General features: G+C 73.1%; 16 protein-coding genes. All 16 read left to right on the plus strand.

The features are described from left to right. Positions 1–8: 8 nt before the first annotated feature. From NBE95_RS11285 to NBE95_RS11360, 16 genes are read left to right on the plus strand one after another with little or no spacing between them, the layout of a single operon-like run. On the plus strand, positions 9–536 hold the full coding sequence (locus NBE95_RS11285) for a phage tail protein (RefSeq protein ID WP_028713688.1): 528 nt from the start codon (positions 9–11) through the stop codon (positions 534–536). A 21-nt stretch (positions 537–557) separates the two neighbouring features. Further along, a complete protein-coding gene (locus tag NBE95_RS11290; protein ID WP_289895549.1) occupies positions 558–1,220 on the plus strand; it encodes a hypothetical protein in 663 nt (220 codons plus the stop codon). Further along, positions 1,217–1,969, plus strand: coding sequence for a hypothetical protein (locus tag NBE95_RS11295; protein ID WP_289895550.1), 753 nt, complete (start codon positions 1,217–1,219; stop codon positions 1,967–1,969). The genes NBE95_RS11290 and NBE95_RS11295 overlap by 4 nt, the downstream gene beginning before the upstream one ends. Position 1,970: 1 nt before the next feature. Then, complete coding sequence (locus tag NBE95_RS11300) at positions 1,971–3,284, plus strand: DUF4255 domain-containing protein (protein WP_289895551.1); 1,314 nt, start codon at positions 1,971–1,973, stop codon at positions 3,282–3,284. Continuing rightward, on the plus strand, positions 3,281–5,077 hold the full coding sequence (locus tag NBE95_RS11305; RefSeq protein WP_289895552.1) for an AAA family ATPase: 1,797 nt from the start codon (positions 3,281–3,283) through the stop codon (positions 5,075–5,077). Before NBE95_RS11300 ends, NBE95_RS11305 begins: the two co-directional genes overlap by 4 nt. Continuing rightward, positions 5,074–5,325: a hypothetical protein gene (locus NBE95_RS11310; RefSeq protein WP_289895553.1), complete on the plus strand. Its 252-nt coding sequence runs from the start codon at positions 5,074–5,076 to the stop codon at positions 5,323–5,325. Before NBE95_RS11305 ends, NBE95_RS11310 begins: the two co-directional genes overlap by 4 nt. Further along, positions 5,322–10,397, plus strand: coding sequence for a hypothetical protein (locus NBE95_RS11315; RefSeq protein WP_289895554.1), 5,076 nt, complete (start codon positions 5,322–5,324; stop codon positions 10,395–10,397). Before NBE95_RS11310 ends, NBE95_RS11315 begins: the two co-directional genes overlap by 4 nt. Beyond that, a complete protein-coding gene (locus NBE95_RS11320; protein ID WP_289895555.1) occupies positions 10,398–11,042 on the plus strand; it encodes a hypothetical protein in 645 nt (214 codons plus the stop codon). Between the two features lie 7 nt (positions 11,043–11,049). Next, on the plus strand, positions 11,050–11,337 hold the full coding sequence (locus tag NBE95_RS11325) for a tail protein X (RefSeq protein WP_289895556.1): 288 nt from the start codon (positions 11,050–11,052) through the stop codon (positions 11,335–11,337). 1 nt (position 11,338) lies between these two features. Next, positions 11,339–12,481: a hypothetical protein gene (locus NBE95_RS11330; protein ID WP_289895557.1), complete on the plus strand. Its 1,143-nt coding sequence runs from the start codon at positions 11,339–11,341 to the stop codon at positions 12,479–12,481. Then, positions 12,478–12,975 (plus strand): phage baseplate assembly protein V, encoded by a 498-nt coding sequence (locus NBE95_RS11335; protein WP_019351809.1) that lies wholly within the window; start codon positions 12,478–12,480, stop codon positions 12,973–12,975. The genes NBE95_RS11330 and NBE95_RS11335 overlap by 4 nt, the downstream gene beginning before the upstream one ends. Then, on the plus strand, positions 12,975–13,301 hold the full coding sequence (locus tag NBE95_RS11340; protein ID WP_289895558.1) for a hypothetical protein: 327 nt from the start codon (positions 12,975–12,977) through the stop codon (positions 13,299–13,301). Before NBE95_RS11335 ends, NBE95_RS11340 begins: the two co-directional genes overlap by 1 nt. Beyond that, a complete protein-coding gene (locus NBE95_RS11345) occupies positions 13,298–13,660 on the plus strand; it encodes a GPW/gp25 family protein (protein ID WP_289895559.1) in 363 nt (120 codons plus the stop codon). Before NBE95_RS11340 ends, NBE95_RS11345 begins: the two co-directional genes overlap by 4 nt. Positions 13,661–13,663: 3 nt before the next feature. Then, positions 13,664–16,171, plus strand: a complete 2,508-nt coding sequence (locus NBE95_RS11350; RefSeq protein ID WP_289895560.1) for a baseplate J/gp47 family protein — start codon at positions 13,664–13,666, stop codon at positions 16,169–16,171. Continuing rightward, entirely contained in the window at positions 16,168–18,822 is a 2,655-nt protein-coding gene (locus NBE95_RS11355) for a hypothetical protein (protein WP_289895561.1), read from the plus strand. Before NBE95_RS11350 ends, NBE95_RS11355 begins: the two co-directional genes overlap by 4 nt. Beyond that, positions 18,819–20,888 (plus strand): phage tail protein, encoded by a 2,070-nt coding sequence (locus NBE95_RS11360; protein ID WP_289895562.1) that lies wholly within the window; start codon positions 18,819–18,821, stop codon positions 20,886–20,888. Before NBE95_RS11355 ends, NBE95_RS11360 begins: the two co-directional genes overlap by 4 nt. Positions 20,889–20,892 lie beyond the last annotated feature (4 nt).

A 20,892-nucleotide genomic window follows, 5' to 3' on the forward strand; every position in this document is an offset into this window, starting at 1 on the left:
GTCCGACCATGGCACAGTTCAGCATCAACGCCACCCGTTTCGACCCCTACAAGAACTTCAAGTTCCGGGTGAAATGGGACGGCCGCTATGTCGCCGGCATCTCGAAGGTCTCGGCCCTGAAGCGCACCACCGAGGTGGTCGAGCATCGCGAGGGCGGCGATCCCTCCGTCTCGCGCCGCAGCCCCGGCCGCACCAGCTTCGAGGCGATCACGCTGGAGCGCGGCGTCACCCATGACGTCGAGTTCGAGCAATGGGCGAACAAGGTCTGGAACTACGGCTCGGGCCTGGGCGCCGAGGTGTCCCTGCGCGATTTCCGCAAGGATCTGGTGATCGACCTTTACAACGAGGCCGGGCAGCTGGCGCTGTCCTATCGCGTGTTCCGGGCCTGGGTGTCGGAATACCAGGCGCTGCCGGAACTCGACGCCAATGCCAATGCCGTCGCCATCCAGTCGATCAAGCTGGAGAACGAGGGTTGGGAACGCGATTACGACGTGGCCGAACCCAGCGAGATTTCCTTCCTGGAGCCGGCGGTCTGACGCCATGATCGGGGAAGCATCATGCTGGACGGCAACGCGCTTCTTGACCTCTACCAGCGCGGACGGGCGGGCGATGCGCTAGACCGCGCCGCGCTGCTCGGCCGTGCCGCCGCCGGGGTGGGCGCCGAGACGCTGCCGCTGGGCGAGCTCGACCGCCGCATCTGGGCGCTGCGCGCGCGGCTGGTCGCCGAAACCGGCGGACCGGCGGGCGACGAAGCGGTCTGCACCTGCCCGGCCTGCGGCGCGCGGCTGGAATTCGCCCTGCCCGCCGATTTCGCCCCGCCCCCGGCGGTCGCCCAGACCGTGGCGGTGGACTGGCAGGGGGAAACCCATGTGCTGCGCCTGCCCCGCCTTGCCGATTTCGGCCCGCAGGGCTTGCGGCTTCAGGCGCTGGGTGCGGCGCCCTGGCACGATCCCGGCTTTGCGGCGCTGGCGGCCGAGGCGCTGCAGGCCGCCGATCCGGCGCTTGGCCTGACGCTGGCCATGGACTGCCCGGAATGCGGCGCGGCGCTGGCCGAAGGCTTCGACCCCGCCGCCTGGCTCTGGGCCGAGATCGAGGACAAGGCCCGGCGCCTGCTGTCCGAGGTGGTGCGGCTGGCCCGCGCCTTCGGCTGGTCCGAGCGCGACATCCTTGCGATGCCGCCGGCACGCCGCGCGCTCTACCTGGCCGAGGTGGCGCCATGAGCCTGTTCGACACCCTCAGCCGCCGCTTCCTGCAACCGCCGGCGATCCTGCCCCGCCCGCGCCAGCGCTTCGAGGGCGATGCCCCGGATGCGGGCTTTGCCGAGGAGACGGCGGAGCGCCTTGCCGCCCCGCCGCGCCCGCCCGTGCCGCGGACCGAGCCGCGGACCGAACCGCCGCACCCGCCATTGTCCGCCCCAGCGCCGAGGCCGGCAGCGCGGATTGCCGAGGCGCCGGCGCAAGGCCTCGCCCCGGCGCCGCAACCCCAGCCGCACCCGGCGCCCGCGCCTGTGCCAGCCGTCGCCGGCCGGGATGCGTCGCCAGCGCCGGGCATCACCGTCGAGCCGGCACCGCGTCCCGACGCTGCGCCGAAGCCCGTTGCGACGGAAGCGCCCGTGCCCCGACCCCCATCTCGGCCGGCCGAACCGCGCGCCGGACCCGCATCGGAAAAACCGCACCGGCCGGGCGAACCGCGCAAGCATCGCGCGCCGCAAACCGTCGAGCCGCCTGCCCCGCCCCGGATGCGCGTCAGCCCGGCCGCGCCCAAGCCCGCCAGCACGCCCGAAGCCGCGCCGCCCGCGCCGGTCCCGGAACCCGCGCCCAGGGTCGAGATCCATATCGGCCGCATCGAGGTCGCCGCCGCGAAACCGCCGCCCGCCCCACCCACGCAAGCCGCAAGGCCCGGCCCCGCCCCGCGCCCCGCCGCGCCAGCCCGGCCCGGCCTGACCGACTATCTCGGATGGAAGCGATAGGATGTCGAACGCGCTTGCCATAGCCGCCGTGACCGCGATCCTCAGGGACCGGCTGAACGACGGGCTGCTGAATGCCAACCTGGATTCCATCGGCCAGTTCAGCGTCACCTCCTCGCCCCCCGACCGGCTTGAGGGGGACGCCGAGCCGTCCAACCGGCTGAACATCTACCTGTGGAACGTCACCCGCAACGCCGCCTGGTCCAGCCAGCGCCTGCCGGCCCGCAGCGCCTCGGGGGCGCGGCTCGACAATCCCTGGCTGGCGCTGGACCTGCATTACATCCTGACCGCCACCGGCGCCGAGGACCTGAATGCCGAGATCCTGCTGGGCTACGGCATGCAGGTGCTGCACGAAACCCCGGTGCTGACCCGCGCCGACATCCGCATCTCGCTGGGCGGCGCCGATCCGGCGGTGGATGCAAGCCTGTTGCCGGCGCCGCTGCGGCTGCTGGTCGCGGCGGACCTGGCCGAGCAGTTCGAGCAGATCCGCGTGACGCAAGCCATGCCGGAAAGCCGCGACCTCGGCCAGATCGAGGCGCTGAGCAACATCTGGTCGGCCTTTTCCGCGCCGCTGCGGGCCTCGGCGCTGTATCAGGTGGCCTGCGTGCTGATCGAAAGCCGCCGCCCGGCGCGCTCGGCCCTGCCGGTGCTGACCATCGGCGGCCGCACCGCGCCCCTGCAGGCGCCGCGCATCCTGCGGGTGACGGCGCTGCCCGGCGGCGCGGGGACGCTGCCCGAGCCGATGGCCGCCATCCTGCCCGGCGGCTGGGTGGCGGCCGAGGGCACGGCGCTGGCCGCCGAGCGGATGCGGGTCATGCTGGGGGCCCGGCCGGTCACGGTGGCGGCGGCGAATGTCGACGCGCGGCGCATCGACCTGCAGCTGCCCGCCGACCAGCCGGCCGGCATCGCCCGGCTGACGGTCGATCACCTGTTCGAGCCCGCGCCCGGCCAGGCCGAGCGGCTTTGGGAAAGCTCGAACGCGCTGCCCTTTGCCATCGCGCCGGTGGTGACGGCGGTGGCGCGGGCCGGCACGGTGACCGCCGGCCGGTTCACGGGCAGCGTGACGCTGACCCTGGGCCATCCGGTGGGCGAGCGGCAAGCGGCGGCGCTGCTGTTCAACCCGCTGCCGGGGGGATCGGCGCCGGCCTTCTCGGTTCCCGCGCAGCGGGTCGAGGGCAGCACCGACCGCATCCACGCCGATCTAGCCGGCGTGGTCGCCGCCGAGTATGTCGTGCGGGCCGAGATCGACGGCGCCGCCAGCCTGCCGACGCTGGGGCCGCAGGGCTTCGACGCGCCGGTCGCGGATCTGGATCCATGACCCGGCACCAGGCCATATCCGCCGCCGCGCGGCAGGCACGGGCGCTGGAGCTGGCCGGCCGGCATGCCATGGCGCTGCTGCAAGGCGAACCGGCCGAGCCCCTGCTGGCGCAGCTCGAAGACCTCTCGGCGCTCGGGCCGGTGGCGCTCTTGCAGATCGCCCGGCGCTTCGGCCTGTCGGCGCTGGATCTCGACCTGTTCTGCCTGATCGCCGCGCCCGAACTGGGCATCGAGCCCGCCGCCGCCCTGGCCGCGCATCCGCTGGCCCGGCACGGCCGCGCCACGCCGGCGCTGTGCGGCATGGTGCTGGGGGCCGAGGCCGGTCCGGCGCTTTCTGCCACCGCGCTGCTGCGCCAGGGAGCGCTGGTCGAGGCGTTGCCGGGCCATGGGTTTTCCCAGCGGGTGCTGGCGGTGCCCGAGGCGGTGGCCTTGGCCCTGATCGCCGCGCCGGTCCCCGATCCGGCGCTGGCCCCGGCGCTTTCACCCTGCATGGCCGCGCCGCATCCGCAGGCGGGTGCGCTGGCCGAGGCGCTGCTGAGGGCGCGCGCGCAAAACCCGGCGCCGATCCTGCACCTGGCCACCGCCGACCCGGTCGAGGCCGGCGCGCTGGCCGCCGAGGCCGTGGCGGGGCTGGGCCTGCGCCTGGCGGCGTTGGAGCCGCGGCTGCTGCCGCAGGATCTCGACCCGGCGCGCGCCGCGCAACTGCTCAACCGCGACGTGGTGCTGACCGAAACGGCCATGCTGATCCCGGCCACGCCCGAAGGCTGCCTGATCGCCGACCGGCTGCTGGGGCCATGCCTGCTTTGGGGCCTTTCCCCGCAACCGACGCAGCGGCCCCGCGCCAGCCTTGCCCCGGTCCGCACCACTCCGCTGCCCGGCAGCGAGATGGCGGATGCGCAGGCCAGCCACGCCACCGGCCTGGCCCCCGACCTGCCGGCGCTGATCCGCGCCCGCGCCGCCCAGGGGCTGGAGGGACTGGCGCAGCGCATCGCGCCGCAGGCGCGCTGGGACGACCTGGTCCTGCCGCCCGCGCAGTTGCAGCAATTGCGCCAGCTTGCCGCCTGCCGCCGCCACGGGCCGCGCGTGCTGGACGACTGGGGCTTCCGCGCCAAGTCGGCGCGCGGGCTTGGACTGACGGCGCTGTTCAGCGGCCCCTCGGGCACCGGCAAGACCATGGCGGCCGAAATCCTGGCCCGCGAACTCTGCGAGGACGGCGGCGCGCTGGCGCTCTATCGCGTCGACCTGGCGGCGCTGACCTCGAAATATATCGGCGAGACGCAGAAGAACATCGGCCGCATCTTCGACGCCGCCGAGGATGCGGGCGCGGTGCTGCTTTTCGACGAGGGCGAGGCGATCTTCGCCCGCCGCTCGCCCGAGGTGAAAGACAGCCACGACCGCCACGCCAATTCCGAGACCTCCTACCTGCTGCAGCGGCTGGAAAGCTATGCCGGCATCGCCATCGTGACCACGAACCTGCGCGCGGCGGTGGACGACGCCTTCCTGCGCCGCTTCCGCGCGGTGATCGACTTCCCCTTCCCCGACGCCGCGCAGCGGGCGCTGATCTGGCAGGCGGTGCTGCCCGAGGCGCTGCCCCGCGACGCCATCGACTTCGACGCGCTGGCCCGGCTGGCGGTGACCGGCGGCTTCATCCGCTCGATCGCGCTGACCGCCGCCTGGCTTGCGGCCGAAAGCGGCGGGCGGCTGGGCATGGCGCATCTGGAGCGCGCGGCGCGGCAGGAATACATGAAGCTTGGCAAGCCGCTGTCCGAGGCGGAACTGCGGGGCTTCCGATGAGCGGCGCGGTCACCCTGCATGTCGGCGCGCTGTCCCTGCCCGGCCTGACCGAGGCCGAGGCGGCCCGCGCCGCCCGCGCCTTCGAGGCCGAGCTGACGGCGCTTCTGGAACGCCACGGCCTGCCCCCCGGCATCCGCCCCGCCGACCTGGAGCGCATCGACTTGGGCCGGCTGCCCGCCGGCGCCGGCACGCCCGAGGCGATGGGCCGCGAACTGGCCCGGGCGCTGCTGCGGAGGCTGGGGCCATGAGCGCGCTGCGCAAGCATGCCGCGCCCGAGCCGGCGCCACGCGAACCGGCCCGCGCCAGGCCGCGCTGGAAGGTGAGGGTCGCGCCGCCCCGGACTGATGCGGCCGAGGCCCCGGACCACATCCCGCTGGAGCGGCTGCGTCAGGCCGCCGCGCCGGGGCTGCATCGCGCGCCCCTGCCCTTCCGCCCGGCGCTGGAGGCGATGTTCGGCGCGCTGCCGCCGGTCGAGGTGCTGACCGGCGCCCCGGTCGAGGCGGCGCTGGACCGCAAGGGCGCCGAGGCGGCGGCGCTGGACGGCGTGCTGTTCCTGCGCCGCGACCCGGCCCTGCCGGTGGTCGCGCATGAGCTGGCGCATGTGCTGCAATCCCGCGCTCCGCAACAAGGCGGCGAGACCAGCCCCGAGGCCGAAGCGCAGCGGATCGAGCTGCAGGCGCGGCTCGGCGCACCCCCGGCGCCGGTCGCGGCGCGGCTAGCCCCCGGCACCATCGCCTTCCGCATGCAGGGCGCGCCGGACCCGGCCCCGCAACCCGAACCGCCGGCCGCCCTGCCGCCCGAGCCGGTCGCCGAACAGCCAGTCTCGCCGGCGGCGGAGCATCCCCCGCCAAGCCCGCAGCCCGTAGCCGATGCGCCGGAGGCGGCCGCCCCGGAACAGCTCGGCCCGGCGCCCGAACCCGATCTCGGCGCCGGGACCGAGGCCGCCGCAGCCGAGGCGGAAGCCGCCAGCGCGGCGCTGGAGGCGGCGCAGGACGCCGATGCGGTGATGGCGGCCTTTGCCGCCGCGCCGCCCTCGGTCAAGGCGCGCGAGGCGGCGGGGCTGGGCGCGCGGATCGAGGCCGCCTCGGCCCGGGCCCGCGCCGCCGAGGATGCCGCGCTGCCGGAACTGCGGGCCGAGATGGCGCCGGGCGTCCCGCTTTCCGCCGCCCCGCCCGTCGCCGCCCCCGCCGCCACGGCCGGGGCGCTGGAGGCCCAGACGCCGCAACCCGCGCCGCAGCCCGATCTGGCGCCGACCCCGGATCCCGGCCCGGCCGCCGCCAATGCCAACCTGGCCCCGCTGCTGGAACGCGACTTCACCACCGGCGACCCGCAATCGCTGGAGCGCAGCTTCGACCGGGTCCAGACCCGCGACGGGCAGGTCGCGACCTCGGCCGGGGCGGCCCCCTTGGTGCCGCTGGCCGGCGAGACCGATCCGGCCCGCGTCGAGGGCCAGGAGGCCGCCGCCGGCACGCAAGCGACCGCGGCCGGGGCCGGGGCCGCCCGCGCCGTGATCGACGGCCCCGGCCCCGAACAGGCGCAGCTGCGCGAGATGTCCGAGGGCTTCGCCCTGCCGCCGCGCTCGGCCCCCGAGCCCGCGCCGGCCCTGCCCCCGGTCGAGGGCGCCGCCGCCTTCGCCGCCCAGCTGCTGGACGCGACCACGGTGGCGCTGTTCGACCGCGCGCATGGCCCGGCGATGCAGGAATCGCTGGCCGCCGCGCAGGCCGATCTGGACGCCGCCGCCCAGAGTCGCGAGGTCGGGCGCGAGGCCGAACTGGCCCATGCCGAGACGGAACAGGCGCGGCTGAACGCCGAGGCCGACCAGGCGCAGCGCGACGAGGTGATCGCCCGGCGCGCCGACATCCAGTCCGCCCGGCAGGACGCGCTGGACCAGCAGGCCGGCCAGGTCTCGGAGCTGCGGGACGAGGCGGCTTCGGCCCGCAGCGGGGCCCGCGCCGAGGTGGCGGCCGAGGTCAGCCGCACCGAGACCCGCATCGACGCCGATTTCGCCCAGGCCGAGCGCGAGGCCGAGACCGAGGTGGCGCAGGGCGAAAGCCGCGCGCAAACCAGCCGCGACGAGGCCGAGCGCGAATCCGAGAGCCAGAGCTGGTGGGACCGCGCCGTCAACTGGGTCAAGGCGCAGCTCGAACGGCTGACCGCCGCGATCAATGCGATCTTCGACGCGGTGCGCGCCGCGGTGCGCGACATCATCGAGGCGGTGAAATCGGCGGCGCTGGCGCTGATCGCCGCCGCCGCCGGGCTGATCAAGGGCGTCATCGAGGCCTTCGGCGCGCTTCTGCACGAGCTGGTGAACCGGCTGCTGGCCGAATATTTCCCCGCCATCGCCGCGGCGCTGAACGCCGCCATCGACGCGGCGGTGACGGCGGCGACCGCGGCCATCGACCGTATCGCCGATGCGCTGAAGACCGGCATCGAATTCCTGATGAACGCGCTGGCGGCGGCGCTGGACGCGCTGCTGGCGGCCTGGCAGGCGGCGGTCAACGCGGCGCTGGCGCTGGCCCAGGCGGCGCTGTCGGGCGACTGGGCGGCGCTGGCCCGGCTGATCCTGTCGCCGATCCTGATGGCGCTGGGGATCCAGCCCGACGCCTTCTTCCAGCTTTTCGCCCGCGCCGCGCAGGCCATCGACCTGATCGTCGCCGATCCCGGCGGCTTCGTGCAGAACCTGCTGGAGGCGGTCAAGGGCGGCATCCGGCGCTTTGCCGACAATTTCCGCCGCCACCTGATCGCCGGCATCATCCTGTGGCTGACCGGCCCGCTCGGCCGCGGCATCACCATGCCGGCGGAATTCGACCTCTGGGGTCTGCTGGACGTGGCGCGGCAGGCGCTCGGCCTGACCTTGGAGACCGTGCGCCGCGTCGCCGTGCGCGTGCTGGGCGAAAGCGCCGTGCGGAAGATCGAATACGTGCTGAGCTATGTGCGGGCGCTGATCACCGGCGGCTGGCAGGGGCTGTGGGAACAGCTGACCAGCGACCTTGCGATGCTGCGCGACATGGTGCTGGACCAGCTCAAGACCTTCCTGCTGGAAAAGGTGGTGCTGGCCTCGATCATGTGGCTGGCCGGCATGTTCAACCCGGTCGGCGCGCTGGTGAAGCTGGTGATGACGATCTGGAACTTCATCCAGTTCCTGCGCACCCAGCTGGCGCGGATCTTCGCCGTGGTGCAGACCGTCATCAACACCATCTGGGAAATCGCCACCGGCGCGCTGGAGCCGCCGATGCGCGGGGTCGAGCAGGTGCTGGCGCGGCTGCTGCCGGTGGTGCTGGACCTGCTGGCGCGGCTGATCGGCGTCTCGGGCATCCCCCAGAAGGTGCAGGAGGTGCTGCGCGCCGTCCGGCTGAAGATCGAGACGGCGCTGGAAAAGCTGATGCGCCGGGTGCTGGCTGCCTTCGGCATCCAGGGCAGGCCGGCCGAGGCCCCCGCCGCCGGCCAGATCATGGCGCCGATCCCGTTCCGCGCCGGTTCCGAAGCCCACACCCTGCTGATCGAGGACGAGGGCGAGACGGTGCGGCCCGTCATCCGCTCGGACCCGACGCCCTTGGTGCAATGGCTGGACGGCCGGCTGGGCCAGCCCTTCACCGATTACGCGGCGCGGAAGAACTGGCGCGGCGTGGTGCTGGCGAACAAGCGCGCCGAGCTCGAGGCGCTGGTCGCCGCCGCCAAGGCCGAGGAGGCGCAGCTGGACGCCCAGGCCGAGCTGACCGAGGACGCGGTGAACGCGGCCCAGGCCGAGGGCGCCTCGGACGCCGTCCAGGCCGAGGCCGCCGCCAAGGCGCAGGAGACGCAGGCCAAGGGCGAGCAGACGAAAAGCGCCGTGGCGCGGGTGCTGGAATTCTTCGGCATCAGCATCGTGCCGCTGGACCAGAAATTCGCCCCCGAGCTCGTGGCGATGGCCCCCTCGCTGTCCGAGAACCTGCGCCGCTACGTGCTGCCCAATCTGGACGTGGCGCGCTATACGCCGCTGGACTGGCGCGGCTTCGCCACCATGCTGGCCGGCGACGGCAGCGCGACCGAGCCCTGGCGGCGGCCGGCCAATGCCACCGGCGCCGCCCGGCGCTTCACCGGCGGCGGCTTCGACGCGGCCGTCTCGGCCGAGGCGCGGCGGCTGGCCAAGGCGCTGAGCCTGCCGAATGCCGATACCTTCCTCGGCCCCGAACCGGCATTCGACCCGGCCCGGGTCGGCCAGTTTTTCGGCGACCATCTGGCGCGGCGGCTGAACGAGGGCGGCGCGACGCTGGCGATCACCGACCAGCTTCTGGCCGGCGGCGGGCCGGATTACCCGGCGCTGATGACCGCGCTGGCGACGCCGCTGTCCGAGGCGGCGACCGCCATGTGCAGCGGCGGGACCGACAGTTACGACCACGCCTTCGAGCGGGTGACGGGCAGCTATTTCCGGACGGTGATCGTCGATCAGTTCGACAGCGTGATGACGCAGACCGGCTGGGGCACCTATTATCAGGACGATGCCATGAACGCCTCCGGCAACGGCGAGGGCGGGGTGACGAAGCCGCTGGGCCATTTCGTCCGCCCCGACCCGACCGGCAATGCCGGCTCGAAACGCGCGGCACGCAACGGTCAGCGGCTGGCCGACGCGGTTAGGGGCGCCGATCCCGGCCAGCACGAATGGATCGCCTCGCGCTTCGCGGCGCAGATCATCCGCAACGCCGCCGAGGACGTCGAGCGCGGCCGGACCGAGCGGCTGCGCGGGCTGTGCGAGCTGATCCAGTTCCAGCACCGCGTCCGCACGCCCACCAAGCGACTGATCTTCGCGCCCGAGGGCTCCTATCCGGCGCAGAAGGTGATCATCAGCTATCAGGCTTACGGCCACCGCATGGACCCGGAATGGAAGGACACGCCGGAACCCGCCCTGCCCGAGGCGCGGCGCGCGGAATGGTATCCGCCGGGCAGCCCGCATCAGGGCGCACGCATCGGCATCATGCAAGGCCATCCCGGCGCCATCTATGCCCGCGTCAGCGGCGGCGCCCCCAGCCCCGAGATCAAGCAGCAGACCGTCGGTCATGGCATATGGGACCAGGCGCTGGAGGGCATCGTCGCCCGCGATCTCTCGGACGGCACGGTCTATTTCAGCGAGATGCACCAGATGGCCGAGAACATCGTCCGCTTCTTCCGGCTGACGGTCTGGAACGGCGAGACCCTGCCCGAAGGCGGCTCGGCTTACGGCGAATATTTCGACTCGGGCGCTCAGGCCGAGAACCTCTCGGCGCTGGCGGCCGATTACCGCGGCTATTTCCCGAATTTCGAGGCCACGCTGCAGGCCCAGATCGACCAGGTGAGGAGCGCTTAGATGTCCGGCTATTCCCGCTCGCCCCGCTTGCTGAAAGGCGCCATCGTCGCCTTCCGGCCGCCGGTGCCGCTGCCCGAGGTGATCCCCTTCCAGATCAACCCGGAAAGCCTGCAAAGGACCATCGAGGCCAATGCCGCCGAAAGCGAGGGCGGCGCCGACAGCTTCCGCCTGGCCGGCGCCCCGAAGGAGGTCATCAAGGTCGAGGCGGTGCTGGACGCCAGCGACGACCTGGAACAGGGCGAGGCCGAGGAACTGGGCCTGCATCCGCGCCTGGCGCAGCTGGAGACGCTGCTTTACCCCGCCGCCTCGACCGTCATCGCCAATGCGGTGCTGCTGCGCCTGGGCACGGTCGAGATCCTGCCGGCCAGCGGCCCGTTCACCGTGTTCATCTGGGGCAAGACCCGCATCCTGCCGGTGCGGCTGAAAAGCCTGTCGATCACCGAGGAAGCCTATGACCCGAAGCTGAACCCGATCCGGGCCAAGGTGTCGATGGATCTGGCCGTGCTCAGCTATTCGGACCTGGAAAGCAGCCATCCCGGCTATGCCATGTTCCTGAGCCACCAACTGGTCAAGGAAACCATGGCCATGGTCGGGCGCATCAACTCGCTGGGCTCGGTTCTGGGCTCGGACGTGAAGATTATGTGAGGGCGCCATGATCGACCGCGATTCCCGTTATGCCAAGGCCGCCGTCCTGCACCTGACCGACGCGCAGGGCCGCGACATCGCCTATCTGGACCGCCGCATCATCCCCGACGCGCCGCGCATCGCCGCGCGCATCGCGGTCGCGGACGGCGACCGGCTGGACCTGGTGGCGCATCGCGCCTATGGCGACGCCCGCCAGTCCTGGCGGGTGATGGACGCCAATCCCGACCCCGAGCCGCTGGCGCTGGCCGACACCCCCGGCCGCCGCCTGAACCTGACCCAGCCGGGGGAGGCGTGACATGCTGCAGGAGCTGATCGGGGTCCGCCTGACGCTGCTGGCCGGGACCGGCCTGCCCCGACCGCTGCCGGCCGAGCTGATGGAGCGCTTCGTCTCGGCCGAGGTGGCGGTCTCGGACCGCGAGATCTCGGGCTTCGAGCTGGTCTTCGACGCCATCCGCGCCCCGGCGCTGGCGGGGGTGTTCCCGATCATGGCCGAGCCGGCGCTGAAGACGGGATCGCGCATCGTGCTGACGGCGGTGATGGGCCTGATGCCGGTGGTGCTGATCGACGGCATCGTCGAGACGGCCGAGTTCAAGCCGGCGCAATCCGCCGGCCCGGCCCGGCTGCAGCTGCGCGGCAAGGATCTGAGCTTCGTCATGGACCGCGAGGAGCGCGAGACCACCCACCCCGCCCAGGGCCCGGGCGAGATCGCCAGCATGATCCTGCTGCGCTACATGCAATATGGCATCCTGCCGATGGTCATCCCGCCGATGACCGCGGACCGGCCGAACCCGACCGAGCGGGTGCCGATGCAGCGCGGCACCGATTTCGCCTATCTCAAGGATCTGGCGGCGGCGCATGACCGCATCTTCACCATCATCCCCGGCCCGGTGCCGCTGACCTCGACCGGCTATTGGGGACCGCCGCCGCGCATCGGCCTGCCGCAGCGCGCCATCACCACCGACATGGGGCCGGAAAGCAACGTCTCGGGGCTGAGCTTCGAGAACGCGGCGGGCGAGGCGGCCGAGGTCCAGGGCCAGGTGCAAGATCCCGCCACCGGCCAGACCATGCCGGTGCGCTCGACCATGGCGCTGCGGCCGCCGCTGGCCGCGCAGCCCTCGATCTCCAACCGCGCCACGGTCCGGACCAACCTGTTCCAGACCCGGGGCGCGCCCTCGGCCGCGCAGGCCATGGGCGAGGCGCAGGCGCAATCCGACGCCACCACCGACACGGTCAAGGTGACGGGCGATCTGGATACCGCACGCTATGGCGCGATCCTGTCGCCGCGCGGGCTGGTCGGGCTGCGCGGCGCGGGGCTGGACCATGACGGGCTTTATTACGTGCAAAGCGTGATCCACAAGATTTCGCGCGGCGCGTGGACGCAATCCTTCACCCTGAACCGGGAGGGCACGGGAACCACCGTGCCCATGGTGCTGCCATGAACGAACAGACGACGCGCGCCGGCTATTTCGGCAAGTATCGCGGCACGGTGTCGAACAACACCGACCCGCTGCAAAAGGGCCGGCTGCAGGTGCAGGTGCCGGCCGTCTACGGCACCAACACGCTGAACTGGGCCATGCCCTCGGTGCCCTTCGCCGGCTCGGGCGTCGGCTTCTACCTGATCCCGCCGGTGGGCGCCAATATCTGGGTCGAGTTCGAGGGCGGCAATATCGACGCCCCCATCTGGTCCGGCTGCTTCTGGGGCGAGGGCGAATGCCCCGGCCAGACGCCGATGGTCAAGATCATCAAGACCCAGGCCGCCACGATCACGCTGGACGAGGTGAATTCCTCGGCGCCGCTGGTGATCGAGACCCCGTCGGGCAACCGCATCACCATCACCGCGCAGGGCATCACGCTGGAAAGCTCGGGCGGCGCCAAGGTCGAGCTTTCGGGGCCCAAGGTCACGGTGAACTCGGGCGCATTGGAGGTGACGTGATGACCAGCCTTCTGCACAGGGGCGCGACGATCCTGTGCCCGCATGGCGGGCAGGCGCAGCCGGGCAGCAGCTCGACCCGCGTCCAGCTGGGCGGCCAGCCGGCGGTGACGGTGGCGCATATGATGACCATTTCCGGCTGTCCCTTCACCTCGGGCACCAATCCGATGCCCTGCACGCAGGTGCAATGGACCACGCCCGCGGCCCGCGTGACGATCGAGGGCAGCCCGGCGCTGCTGTCTTCCAGCGGCGGCATCTGCATCGGCGCGGCCGGGCCGGCGGGGCCGCCGCAGGTCGTGGCAAGCCAGATCAGGGTGACAGGGCAATGACCGATCTTTCCGCCCCCTTCCGCATCGACGGCACCGGCCGCACCGCCACCACCGGCGACGCCCGCCGCCACGCCCGCGACCTGATCGAGGCGGTCTTGTTCACCGCCCCGGGCGAGCGGGTGAACCGGCCCGATTTCGGCTCGGGCCTGCTGGAGATGCTGTTCGATACCAACAACCAGGCGCTGGAGACCGCCGCCGATTTCCTGATCCAGACGGCGATCCAGAAGCACCTGTCCGAGATCCTGACCGTCTCGGAACTAAGCCTGCGCCGCGACGAGGGGCTGCTGGAGATCGCCCTCTCCTATGTCCTGCGCGACACCGGCGAGACGGTCAGCGACACCTTCAGGCGCGAGGTCTAGGCCATGGCACGCGCGGAAAGTTTCCTCGACGAAAGGCGCGAAAGGCTTGCCGCCTCGGCCGCGCGGGTGAACGGCATCGCCGGGATCGAGGTCGATGCCGGCGACATGACCCGGCTGCTGCTGCGCTTCGTCCATCCGCTGCCCGGCCAGCCGAACGGCCGCCCGACCGCGCCAGCGCTGCGGCCCTCGGACCTGCTGGTCGAGGGCGGCGACCGCATCCGCGGCGTCAGCGTGCTGGCGGCCGAGGCGTCGGGGCGCGAGCTGCGGCTGCGGGTGAACCGGGCGGGCGATTTCTCGACCTACCGGCTGCGCATCCGCGATGGCCTGCCGGGCTGGGATCCGATCCTGCGCGAGATCCGCTTCGCCTTCCGGCTGCATTGCGACAGCGGCGATTGCGCCGCCCCGCCGCCGGCGCCGGCGCGGCCGGCCGAGCCGCCGCAGATCGACTATCTGGCGCGCGACTACGACAGTTATCGCCGGCTGATGCTGGACCGCATGGCGGTCAGCGTGCCGGGCTGGACCGAGCGCAACCCGGCCGACCTGGGCGTGGCGCTGGTCGAATGGCTGGCCTTTATCGGCGACGCGCTCAGCTACCGGCTGGACCATGTCGGCACCGAATACGCGCTGCAGACGGCGCGGCTGCGGGTCTCGGCCGCGCGCCATGCCCGGCTGGTCGGCTACCGGATGCATAACGGCGCCAGCGCGCGGGTGCTGGCGCAGCTGCGGCTGGCGCCGGGGGTGACCGACTTCACCCTGCCCGATCACGGCCTGGCCTTCCTGACCCGCTCGGACACCGACGACGGGGCGGTGATCCCGCTGGCCGCCGCGCAGCCGGCGGTCGAGACCGGCGCCGTGGCCTTCGAGCCGCTGGCGCCCGCCGCCCTGCGCGCCGCCCATGACCGCATCGCCCTGCATCACTGGGGCGATGCCGGCGCGGTGCTGGCGCGGGGCGCCACCTTCTGCGACCTGCGCGACCCCGACCAGGCCCTGCAACTGGCCGAGGGCGACCTGCTGGTGCTGGTGCAGAACCGCGACCCGGTGACGCGCCGGCTGTCCGATGCCGATCCCGGCGCGCGCCAGGCGGTGCGGCTGACCAAGCCGCCCGAGATGCTGGCCGATCCGCTGGAGCTGCTGCCGCCGCCCGGCGGCGGCGCCGCGCAGCCGCTGCGGGTCTGGCGCATCCGCTGGGGGGCCGGGGACGCGCTGCGCTTCGACCTGGACCACGGCGCGACCGCAGGCGAACCGATGGCGCTGGCGCTTGGCAATATCGTGCTGGCCGATCACGGCCTGACCCTGCCCGACCCGGCGACCGACCAGCCGCTGGCCGAGCCGCTGGGCCTTGCCCCCGACCTGACCGACCCCGAGGAGCCGCCCGCCCCCGGCCAGCCCGACGAGCCGAAGCCGCTGGCGGCGCTGGACCGGCCGCGGCCCTTCCGCCCGCGCCTTGCCCGCCACGACCTGAGCTTCGCGGTGCCGCCGGACGACGGCGCGGCTTCGGCCGCCGAGCTGCTGCGGGTCGATCCGGCCCGGGCGGTGGCGCAGATCAGCCTGCGCTCGACCGACGAGACCGACCGCTGGCTGCCGGTGCCCGACCTGCTGGGCCAGCCCGCCGATACGCTGGTCTTCGTCCCCGAGGTCGAGGCCGACGGCACCACCCGGCTGCGCTTCGGCCAGCCGCACGGCGCCCTGCCCAGCCTGAACGGCAAGACGCCGCTGCCCGGTGACGGCTTCACCGCCAGCTATCGCGTCGGCCACGGCCGCGCCGGCAATATCGGCGCCGGGGCGCTGGCGCGGGTCGCCGCCTCGGGCGCGGTGGCGGCCAATGTCGCGGGCGTGACCAACCCGCTACCCGCCACCGGCGGCGCAGAGCGCGAGACCGTGGCGGAAGTGCGCCAGCGCGCGCCGGTCGGCTTCCACCTGCAAAGGCGCGCGGTGACGCTGGCCGATTACGAGGCGCTGCTGGACGCCCATCCCCAGGTGCAGCGCGCCACCGCCCGCAAGCGCTGGCTGGGCGGCTGGCCGGCGATCTTCCTGACCGTGGACCGGGTGGCCGGCCTGCCGGTGGATCAACCCTTCCGGCAGATGCTGCTCGACTATCTGGAACCCTACCGGATGATGGGCCACGACCTGACCGTGGACGCGCCGATCCTGGTGCCGCTGACCATCGCCATCCGCGCCTGCGCCGCAGCCGACGCCTTCGCCGACAAGGTGGCCGGGGCGCTGGCCGCGCGCTTTTCCGCCGGGCTGGCCGAGGACGGGCGGCCGGGCTTCTTCCATCCCGACAACGTCACCTTCGGCAGCCGCATCTACCTGAGCCATATCTACCGCGCCGGGCTCGATGTGCCGGGGGTGGCCGACCTGCGCGTCACCGCCTTTGGCCGCTCGGGCCAGCCCGATGCCAGCGCCGAGGGCGTGCTGGCCTTTGGCCCGCGCGAGATCCCGGTGCTGTCGAACGACCCGAACCGCCCCGGCGAGGGACGGCTGACCATCGAGACGAGGGGGGGCAGATGAGCAGCGTCAAACCCACGCCGGAACCGATCGTCAACCGCGCCGGCCTGCCGGCGCTGCGCGCCCGCGCCGGCACGCATCCGACCTTCCTGGCCGCGCTGCGCCGCGGGCTGGCGGACGGCAACCGCCCCGGCCTGTCCGAGCTGCGCAGCCGGGATCAGGACGACTTCACCCTGGGCCTGCTGGACGCCTGGGCGGCCACGCTGGACACGCTGACCTTCTATGCCGAGCGGCAGGCGAACGAGGCCTATCTGCGCACCGCGACCCGGCGCGAAAGCGTCCGCGCCCATGCCAGGCTGATCGGCTACGAGCTTGCCCCGGCCAAGGCGGCCTCGTGCCATCTGGTCTTCGAGGCCGAACCCCATGACGCGCCCGAGGCGGTGTTGGACTATCCGCCCGGCCTGCAGGTGCGCTCGATCCCGCGCGACGGCGAGTTGCCGCAGCTTTTCGAGACCGTCGAGTCGCTGCTGGCGCGCGCCGAATGGAACGCCATGCGGCCGCTGATGGCCTGGCCGCAGATCCTGGCCGCGGGTGCCGAGGAAATCCAGCTGGCGCAGGACGCGCCGCGCCTGGCGCTTGGCGATCCGCTGCTGCTGATGCGGGGCGAGGTGCCGGTGGCCGCCGGCGCGGGCGATCAGGCCGGGTTCCTGCGCCGGGTCTCGGGCCTGCGCGACGGCATCGGCGGGCGGCGCATCCTGGCGCTGCGCAGCGATCCCGCCAGCCAGCCGCCCTACGGCTTCCGGCCGATCCTGCAGGCCGTCTGGACGCCGGGGCTGGCGTTCTCGACCAGCAGCATGGTGGCGCTGCTGGCCGGGCATGGCTGGTCGGTGGCGACGCTGGCCGCGGCCAGCAATTTCCACAGCCTGACCGCGCGCGAGATGCGGCAGGCGGTGCAGGCCTCGGACTTCCGGGCCGAGGGGCCGATCCGCCCGGCGGTGCTGCGCGTCCGCGCCGGATTCTTCGGCAATACCGCCGCGGTCAAGCTGCTGCCGGCGGATTCCGGCATCGGCGCGCCGGGGGCGGTCACCGCCACCGCCGGCGAGGTCGGCGACACCGCGCCGGGCAACCGCGCCTATCTCTATCTGGACCGCGACCATCCCGAGATCACCGCCGGCCAGGGCCTGCTGATCCGCGATGCCGCGAACGAGGCCTGGCTGCGCATCCATGCCGCCGAGACCCAGGGCGTCGAGGCTTACGGCCTCGCGGCCAAGGTCACGCGGCTGGAGGTGGACGACAAGGGGCTGGCGCCGGACGGCGCGCTGATCGCGCTGTCGGGCTTCAGCACCCGCGGCAGCATCGCCCATGCCCTGCCCGAACCGCTGCCGCTGGCCGACCTGCCGATCACCGATCCGGTCGGGCAGGCCGCGGGCGCGCTTGGCGCCGACCAGGTCGAGATCGCCACGCCCGAGCTGCAGCTGATGCCCGGCAAGGTGCTGGCCATCACCGGCGAGCGCGCCGATCTGGCCGGCGTCACGGCGGCCGAGATCCGGGTGCTGGCGCAGAACCTGATCGTCGGCGACCATTCGCTGCTGACCTTTACCCAGCCGCTGGCGCATCGCTATGTCCGCGACACGGTGCGCATCTCGGCCAATGTGGCGCTGGCCACGCATGGCGAGACGGTGGCCGAGGTGCTGGGCGACGGCGACGCCACCCGGACCTTCCAGCGCTTCAGGCTGAAATCCGTGCCGCTGACCCATGTCTCGGCCCGCAACGCGCGCGGCATGGTCCCGGCGATCGAGCTGCGGGTCAACCGCATCCGCTGGGATCTGGTGGAGGATTTCCGCGCCGCCGGGCCGCAGGACCGGGTCTGGCTGCTGCGCATCGAGGAGGACGGCAGCGCCCATGTCGTCTTCGGCGACGGGCTGCGCGGCGCCCGCCTGCCCACCGGACAGGGCAATGTCGAAGCGGTCTATCGGCGCGGCGCCGGGCTGTCCGGTCATCTGGAGGCTGGGCATCTGTCGCTGCTGGCGACCAAGCCCGCCGGGCTGAAGGCGGTGACGAACCCCCTGTCCCCCGCCGGCGGCGCCGATGCCGAGCGGCTGGAAGATGCACGCCGCAACGCGCCCATGGGCGTCCTGACGCTGGGCCGCGCCGTGTCCTTGCGCGATTACGAGGATTTCGCCCGCGGCTTTGCCGCCGTGGCCAAGGCGCGGGCCGACTGGACCTTCGACGGCTTCGCCCGCCCGATCCTGGTCACCGTCGCCGGACAGGGCGGCGCCATCCTGCCCGAGACCGGCGACGACATGCAGAACCTGCGCGCCGCACTGCTGGCAGCGGGCGAATCCGACCTGCGCGTCGGCCTGCGCAATTATCGCCCCACCGGCTTCGGCCTGGCGGCGCGGCTGTTCGCCGATCCCGGCCACATGCCCGAGGACGTGATCGACGCCGCGCGCCGGGCGGTGCTGGCGGCATTCTCGTTCGACGCGCGCGAGCTGGGGCAAGGCGTCAGCCAGGCGCAGGTCATCGCCGCGCTGCAATCGGCGCCGGGTGTCGTCGGGGTCGATCTTGACGCGCTCTATACCGGCGACACGCCGCGACTGCAGCCGCGCCTGACCGCCGCGCTTGGCCGGCCCGACCTTGCCGGGGCGCTGCCGGTCGCGGCCGAACTGCTGACGCTGGATCCCATCCGGCTGCATCTGGAGGTGGCGGCATGAGACTGACGACCGAGGACATCTTCGCCCTGCTGCCCGCCTATATGCGGCTGCGCGACGCGGCCGAGGGCGCCGCGGTCAAGGGCCGGCTCGATCCGACCGACCCGCGCGAGGCGCAGGATTTCGGCCCGCTGCGCACGCTCGCCTCGCTGATCGCGCGCGAGGCGCAGGTGGCGGACGAGCAGATCGACCGGCTTTACGACGACGCCTTCATCGAGACCTGCGCGCCCTGGGTGGTGCCCTATCTGGGCGATCTGCTGGGCGTGCGGGGCCTGGGCGACATTCCCGAAGGGCTGGACCTGCGCGCCCGCGTCGCCGATGCGCTGGCGCTGCGCGCGCGCAAGGGCACGCTGCGGGCGCTGGAACACGCCGTTTCGGAAAGCGCCAACCTGCCGGCGCTGGCGGTGGAATACGGCCGCAAGCTGGTGCATGCGCAGTCGATGCGCCTGACGCATCCCGCCATGGGCGCGGCGGTGGATTTCCGCGACAAGCCGGGGCTGGCGCGGATCGGCGCGGCCTATGAGCGCGCCTCGCGCGGGGTCGAGGTCCGGCGCATCGACACGCGCGGCGGGCGCTGGAACCTGGGCAATGTCGGGCTGCATGTCTGGCGGCTGCGGCCCTGGCCGATCAGCAACCATCAGGTGAACCCGGTGGTGGCGGGGCGGCGCGCCTTCCGCTTCCATCCGCTGGGCTGCGACGCGCCGCTTTTCGACCGCGCCCAGGCCCGGCCGCCCATCGAACAGTCGATGCGCGAATCCGCCCTGCCGATCCCGATCAGCCGCGCGCTGATGGCCGAGGATCCCGGCCGCTTCTATGGCGAGGGCCGGGCGATCCGGGTTTTCGTCGGCAATGCCGAGGTGCCGCTGGCCGAGATCCGCGCCGCCCATCTGGGCGACCGCGCCGGCGGTGGCACCGAGCCGTGGAACCGCGCGCCCCTGCCCGACCGCACCCTGATCGACCCGGAACTGGGCCGGCTGGTGGTCGGGGCGAACCGCAGCGGCACGGTGCGCGTCACCTGCCATTTCGCCCGCCCCTGCGAGATCGGCGGCGGCGAACAGGCCCGGCTGGCCTCGATCGGTTCGGTCGAGGACGCGGTGACGATCCCGCCCTCGGTGGTCATCGCCACCCGCATCGCCGAGAACGGCAGCGCCGGCACCTTCCTGCTGGAGCAAAGCACGCATTACCGCGCGGGCGCCAGCATCGCGGTCCCGGACGGCGGCGTGCTGCGGCTGATCGCCGCCGAGGGACGCTTCCCGACCGTGCGGCTTTCCGCGCCCCTGACCATCACCCTGGGCCGCGCTGCGCGGGTCGAGCTGAACGGGCTGCGGCTGCATGGCGGCATGCTGCGCATCCGCGGCAATGCCAATGCGCCCGGCACGCTGGTCCTGCGCGATTGCACGCTGGTGCCGGGGCTGGGGCTCGACCGGCTGGGCGACCCGGTCTCGCCCGGCGAGGTCTCGCTGCTGATTGAGGCGACGGGCATGGCGCTGGACTGCGAGCGGGTGGTGACCGGGCCGGTTCGGCTGGCCTCGGATGTCGAGGCGGGCTTCGCCGATTGTATCATCGACGCCGGCAGCGGCACGGCGCGGGCGATCTTCGCGGCCCCGAACACGCTGCGCCACGTCCTCAGCCTGACCCGCTGCACGCTGCGCGGCCGGGTCGAGACCGACGGCTTCACCGGCGGCCTGATCGCCGAGGAGGAGACGGCCGGGGGCCTGCCCGCCACCACCGACACGCTGTTTCTGGGTGCGGCCCCGGCGGTGACGGCCGCGCGGCGGCAGGTCGGCTGCATCCGCTTTTCGCTGGTGCCCGAGGGATCGCCGACACCCCGGCTCTATCGCTGCATCCGCGGCCCGGCGCCGGTCTTCGCCGGCCTGCGCTATGCCGATCCCGACTATTTCCTGCTGGCCCCCGGCACGCCCGACGCCCTGCGCCGCGGGGCCGAGAACGGCGGCGAGATCGGCGCCTATAACCGCGCCGCCCTGACCGTCCGCGACGACAACATCGCCCGCAGCATCGAGGATTTCCTGCGCTTCGGCCATGCCGCGGGGATCTTCCATGAAAGCTGACGCG

This window comes from Paracoccus sp. TOH, assembly GCF_030388245.1.
Lineage (GTDB): Bacteria > Pseudomonadota > Alphaproteobacteria > Rhodobacterales > Rhodobacteraceae > Paracoccus > Paracoccus simplex.

Bases quoted from the DNA above. Each gene is read 5' to 3' on its own strand.
- NBE95_RS11360 (WP_289895562.1), top strand. From the start codon at position 18,819: ATGAGACTGACGACCGAGGACATCTTCGCCCTGCTGCCCGCCTATATG.
- NBE95_RS11290 (WP_289895549.1), top strand. From the start codon at position 558: ATGCTGGACGGCAACGCGCTTCTTGACCTCTACCAGCGCGGACGGGCG.
- NBE95_RS11340 (WP_289895558.1), top strand. From the start codon at position 12,975: ATGACCAGCCTTCTGCACAGGGGCGCGACGATCCTGTGCCCGCATGGC.
- NBE95_RS11285 (WP_028713688.1), top strand. From the start codon at position 9: ATGGCACAGTTCAGCATCAACGCCACCCGTTTCGACCCCTACAAGAAC.
- NBE95_RS11300 (WP_289895551.1), top strand. From the start codon at position 1,971: ATGTCGAACGCGCTTGCCATAGCCGCCGTGACCGCGATCCTCAGGGAC.
- NBE95_RS11310 (WP_289895553.1), top strand. From the start codon at position 5,074: ATGAGCGGCGCGGTCACCCTGCATGTCGGCGCGCTGTCCCTGCCCGGC.
- NBE95_RS11305 (WP_289895552.1), top strand. From the start codon at position 3,281: ATGACCCGGCACCAGGCCATATCCGCCGCCGCGCGGCAGGCACGGGCG.
- NBE95_RS11315 (WP_289895554.1), top strand. From the start codon at position 5,322: ATGAGCGCGCTGCGCAAGCATGCCGCGCCCGAGCCGGCGCCACGCGAA.
- NBE95_RS11325 (WP_289895556.1), top strand. From the start codon at position 11,050: ATGATCGACCGCGATTCCCGTTATGCCAAGGCCGCCGTCCTGCACCTG.
- NBE95_RS11355 (WP_289895561.1), top strand. From the start codon at position 16,168: ATGAGCAGCGTCAAACCCACGCCGGAACCGATCGTCAACCGCGCCGGC.
- NBE95_RS11335 (WP_019351809.1), top strand. From the start codon at position 12,478: ATGAACGAACAGACGACGCGCGCCGGCTATTTCGGCAAGTATCGCGGC.
- NBE95_RS11320 (WP_289895555.1), top strand. From the start codon at position 10,398: ATGTCCGGCTATTCCCGCTCGCCCCGCTTGCTGAAAGGCGCCATCGTC.
- NBE95_RS11330 (WP_289895557.1), top strand. From the start codon at position 11,339: ATGCTGCAGGAGCTGATCGGGGTCCGCCTGACGCTGCTGGCCGGGACC.
- NBE95_RS11345 (WP_289895559.1), top strand. From the start codon at position 13,298: ATGACCGATCTTTCCGCCCCCTTCCGCATCGACGGCACCGGCCGCACC.
- NBE95_RS11295 (WP_289895550.1), top strand. From the start codon at position 1,217: ATGAGCCTGTTCGACACCCTCAGCCGCCGCTTCCTGCAACCGCCGGCG.
- NBE95_RS11350 (WP_289895560.1), top strand. From the start codon at position 13,664: ATGGCACGCGCGGAAAGTTTCCTCGACGAAAGGCGCGAAAGGCTTGCC.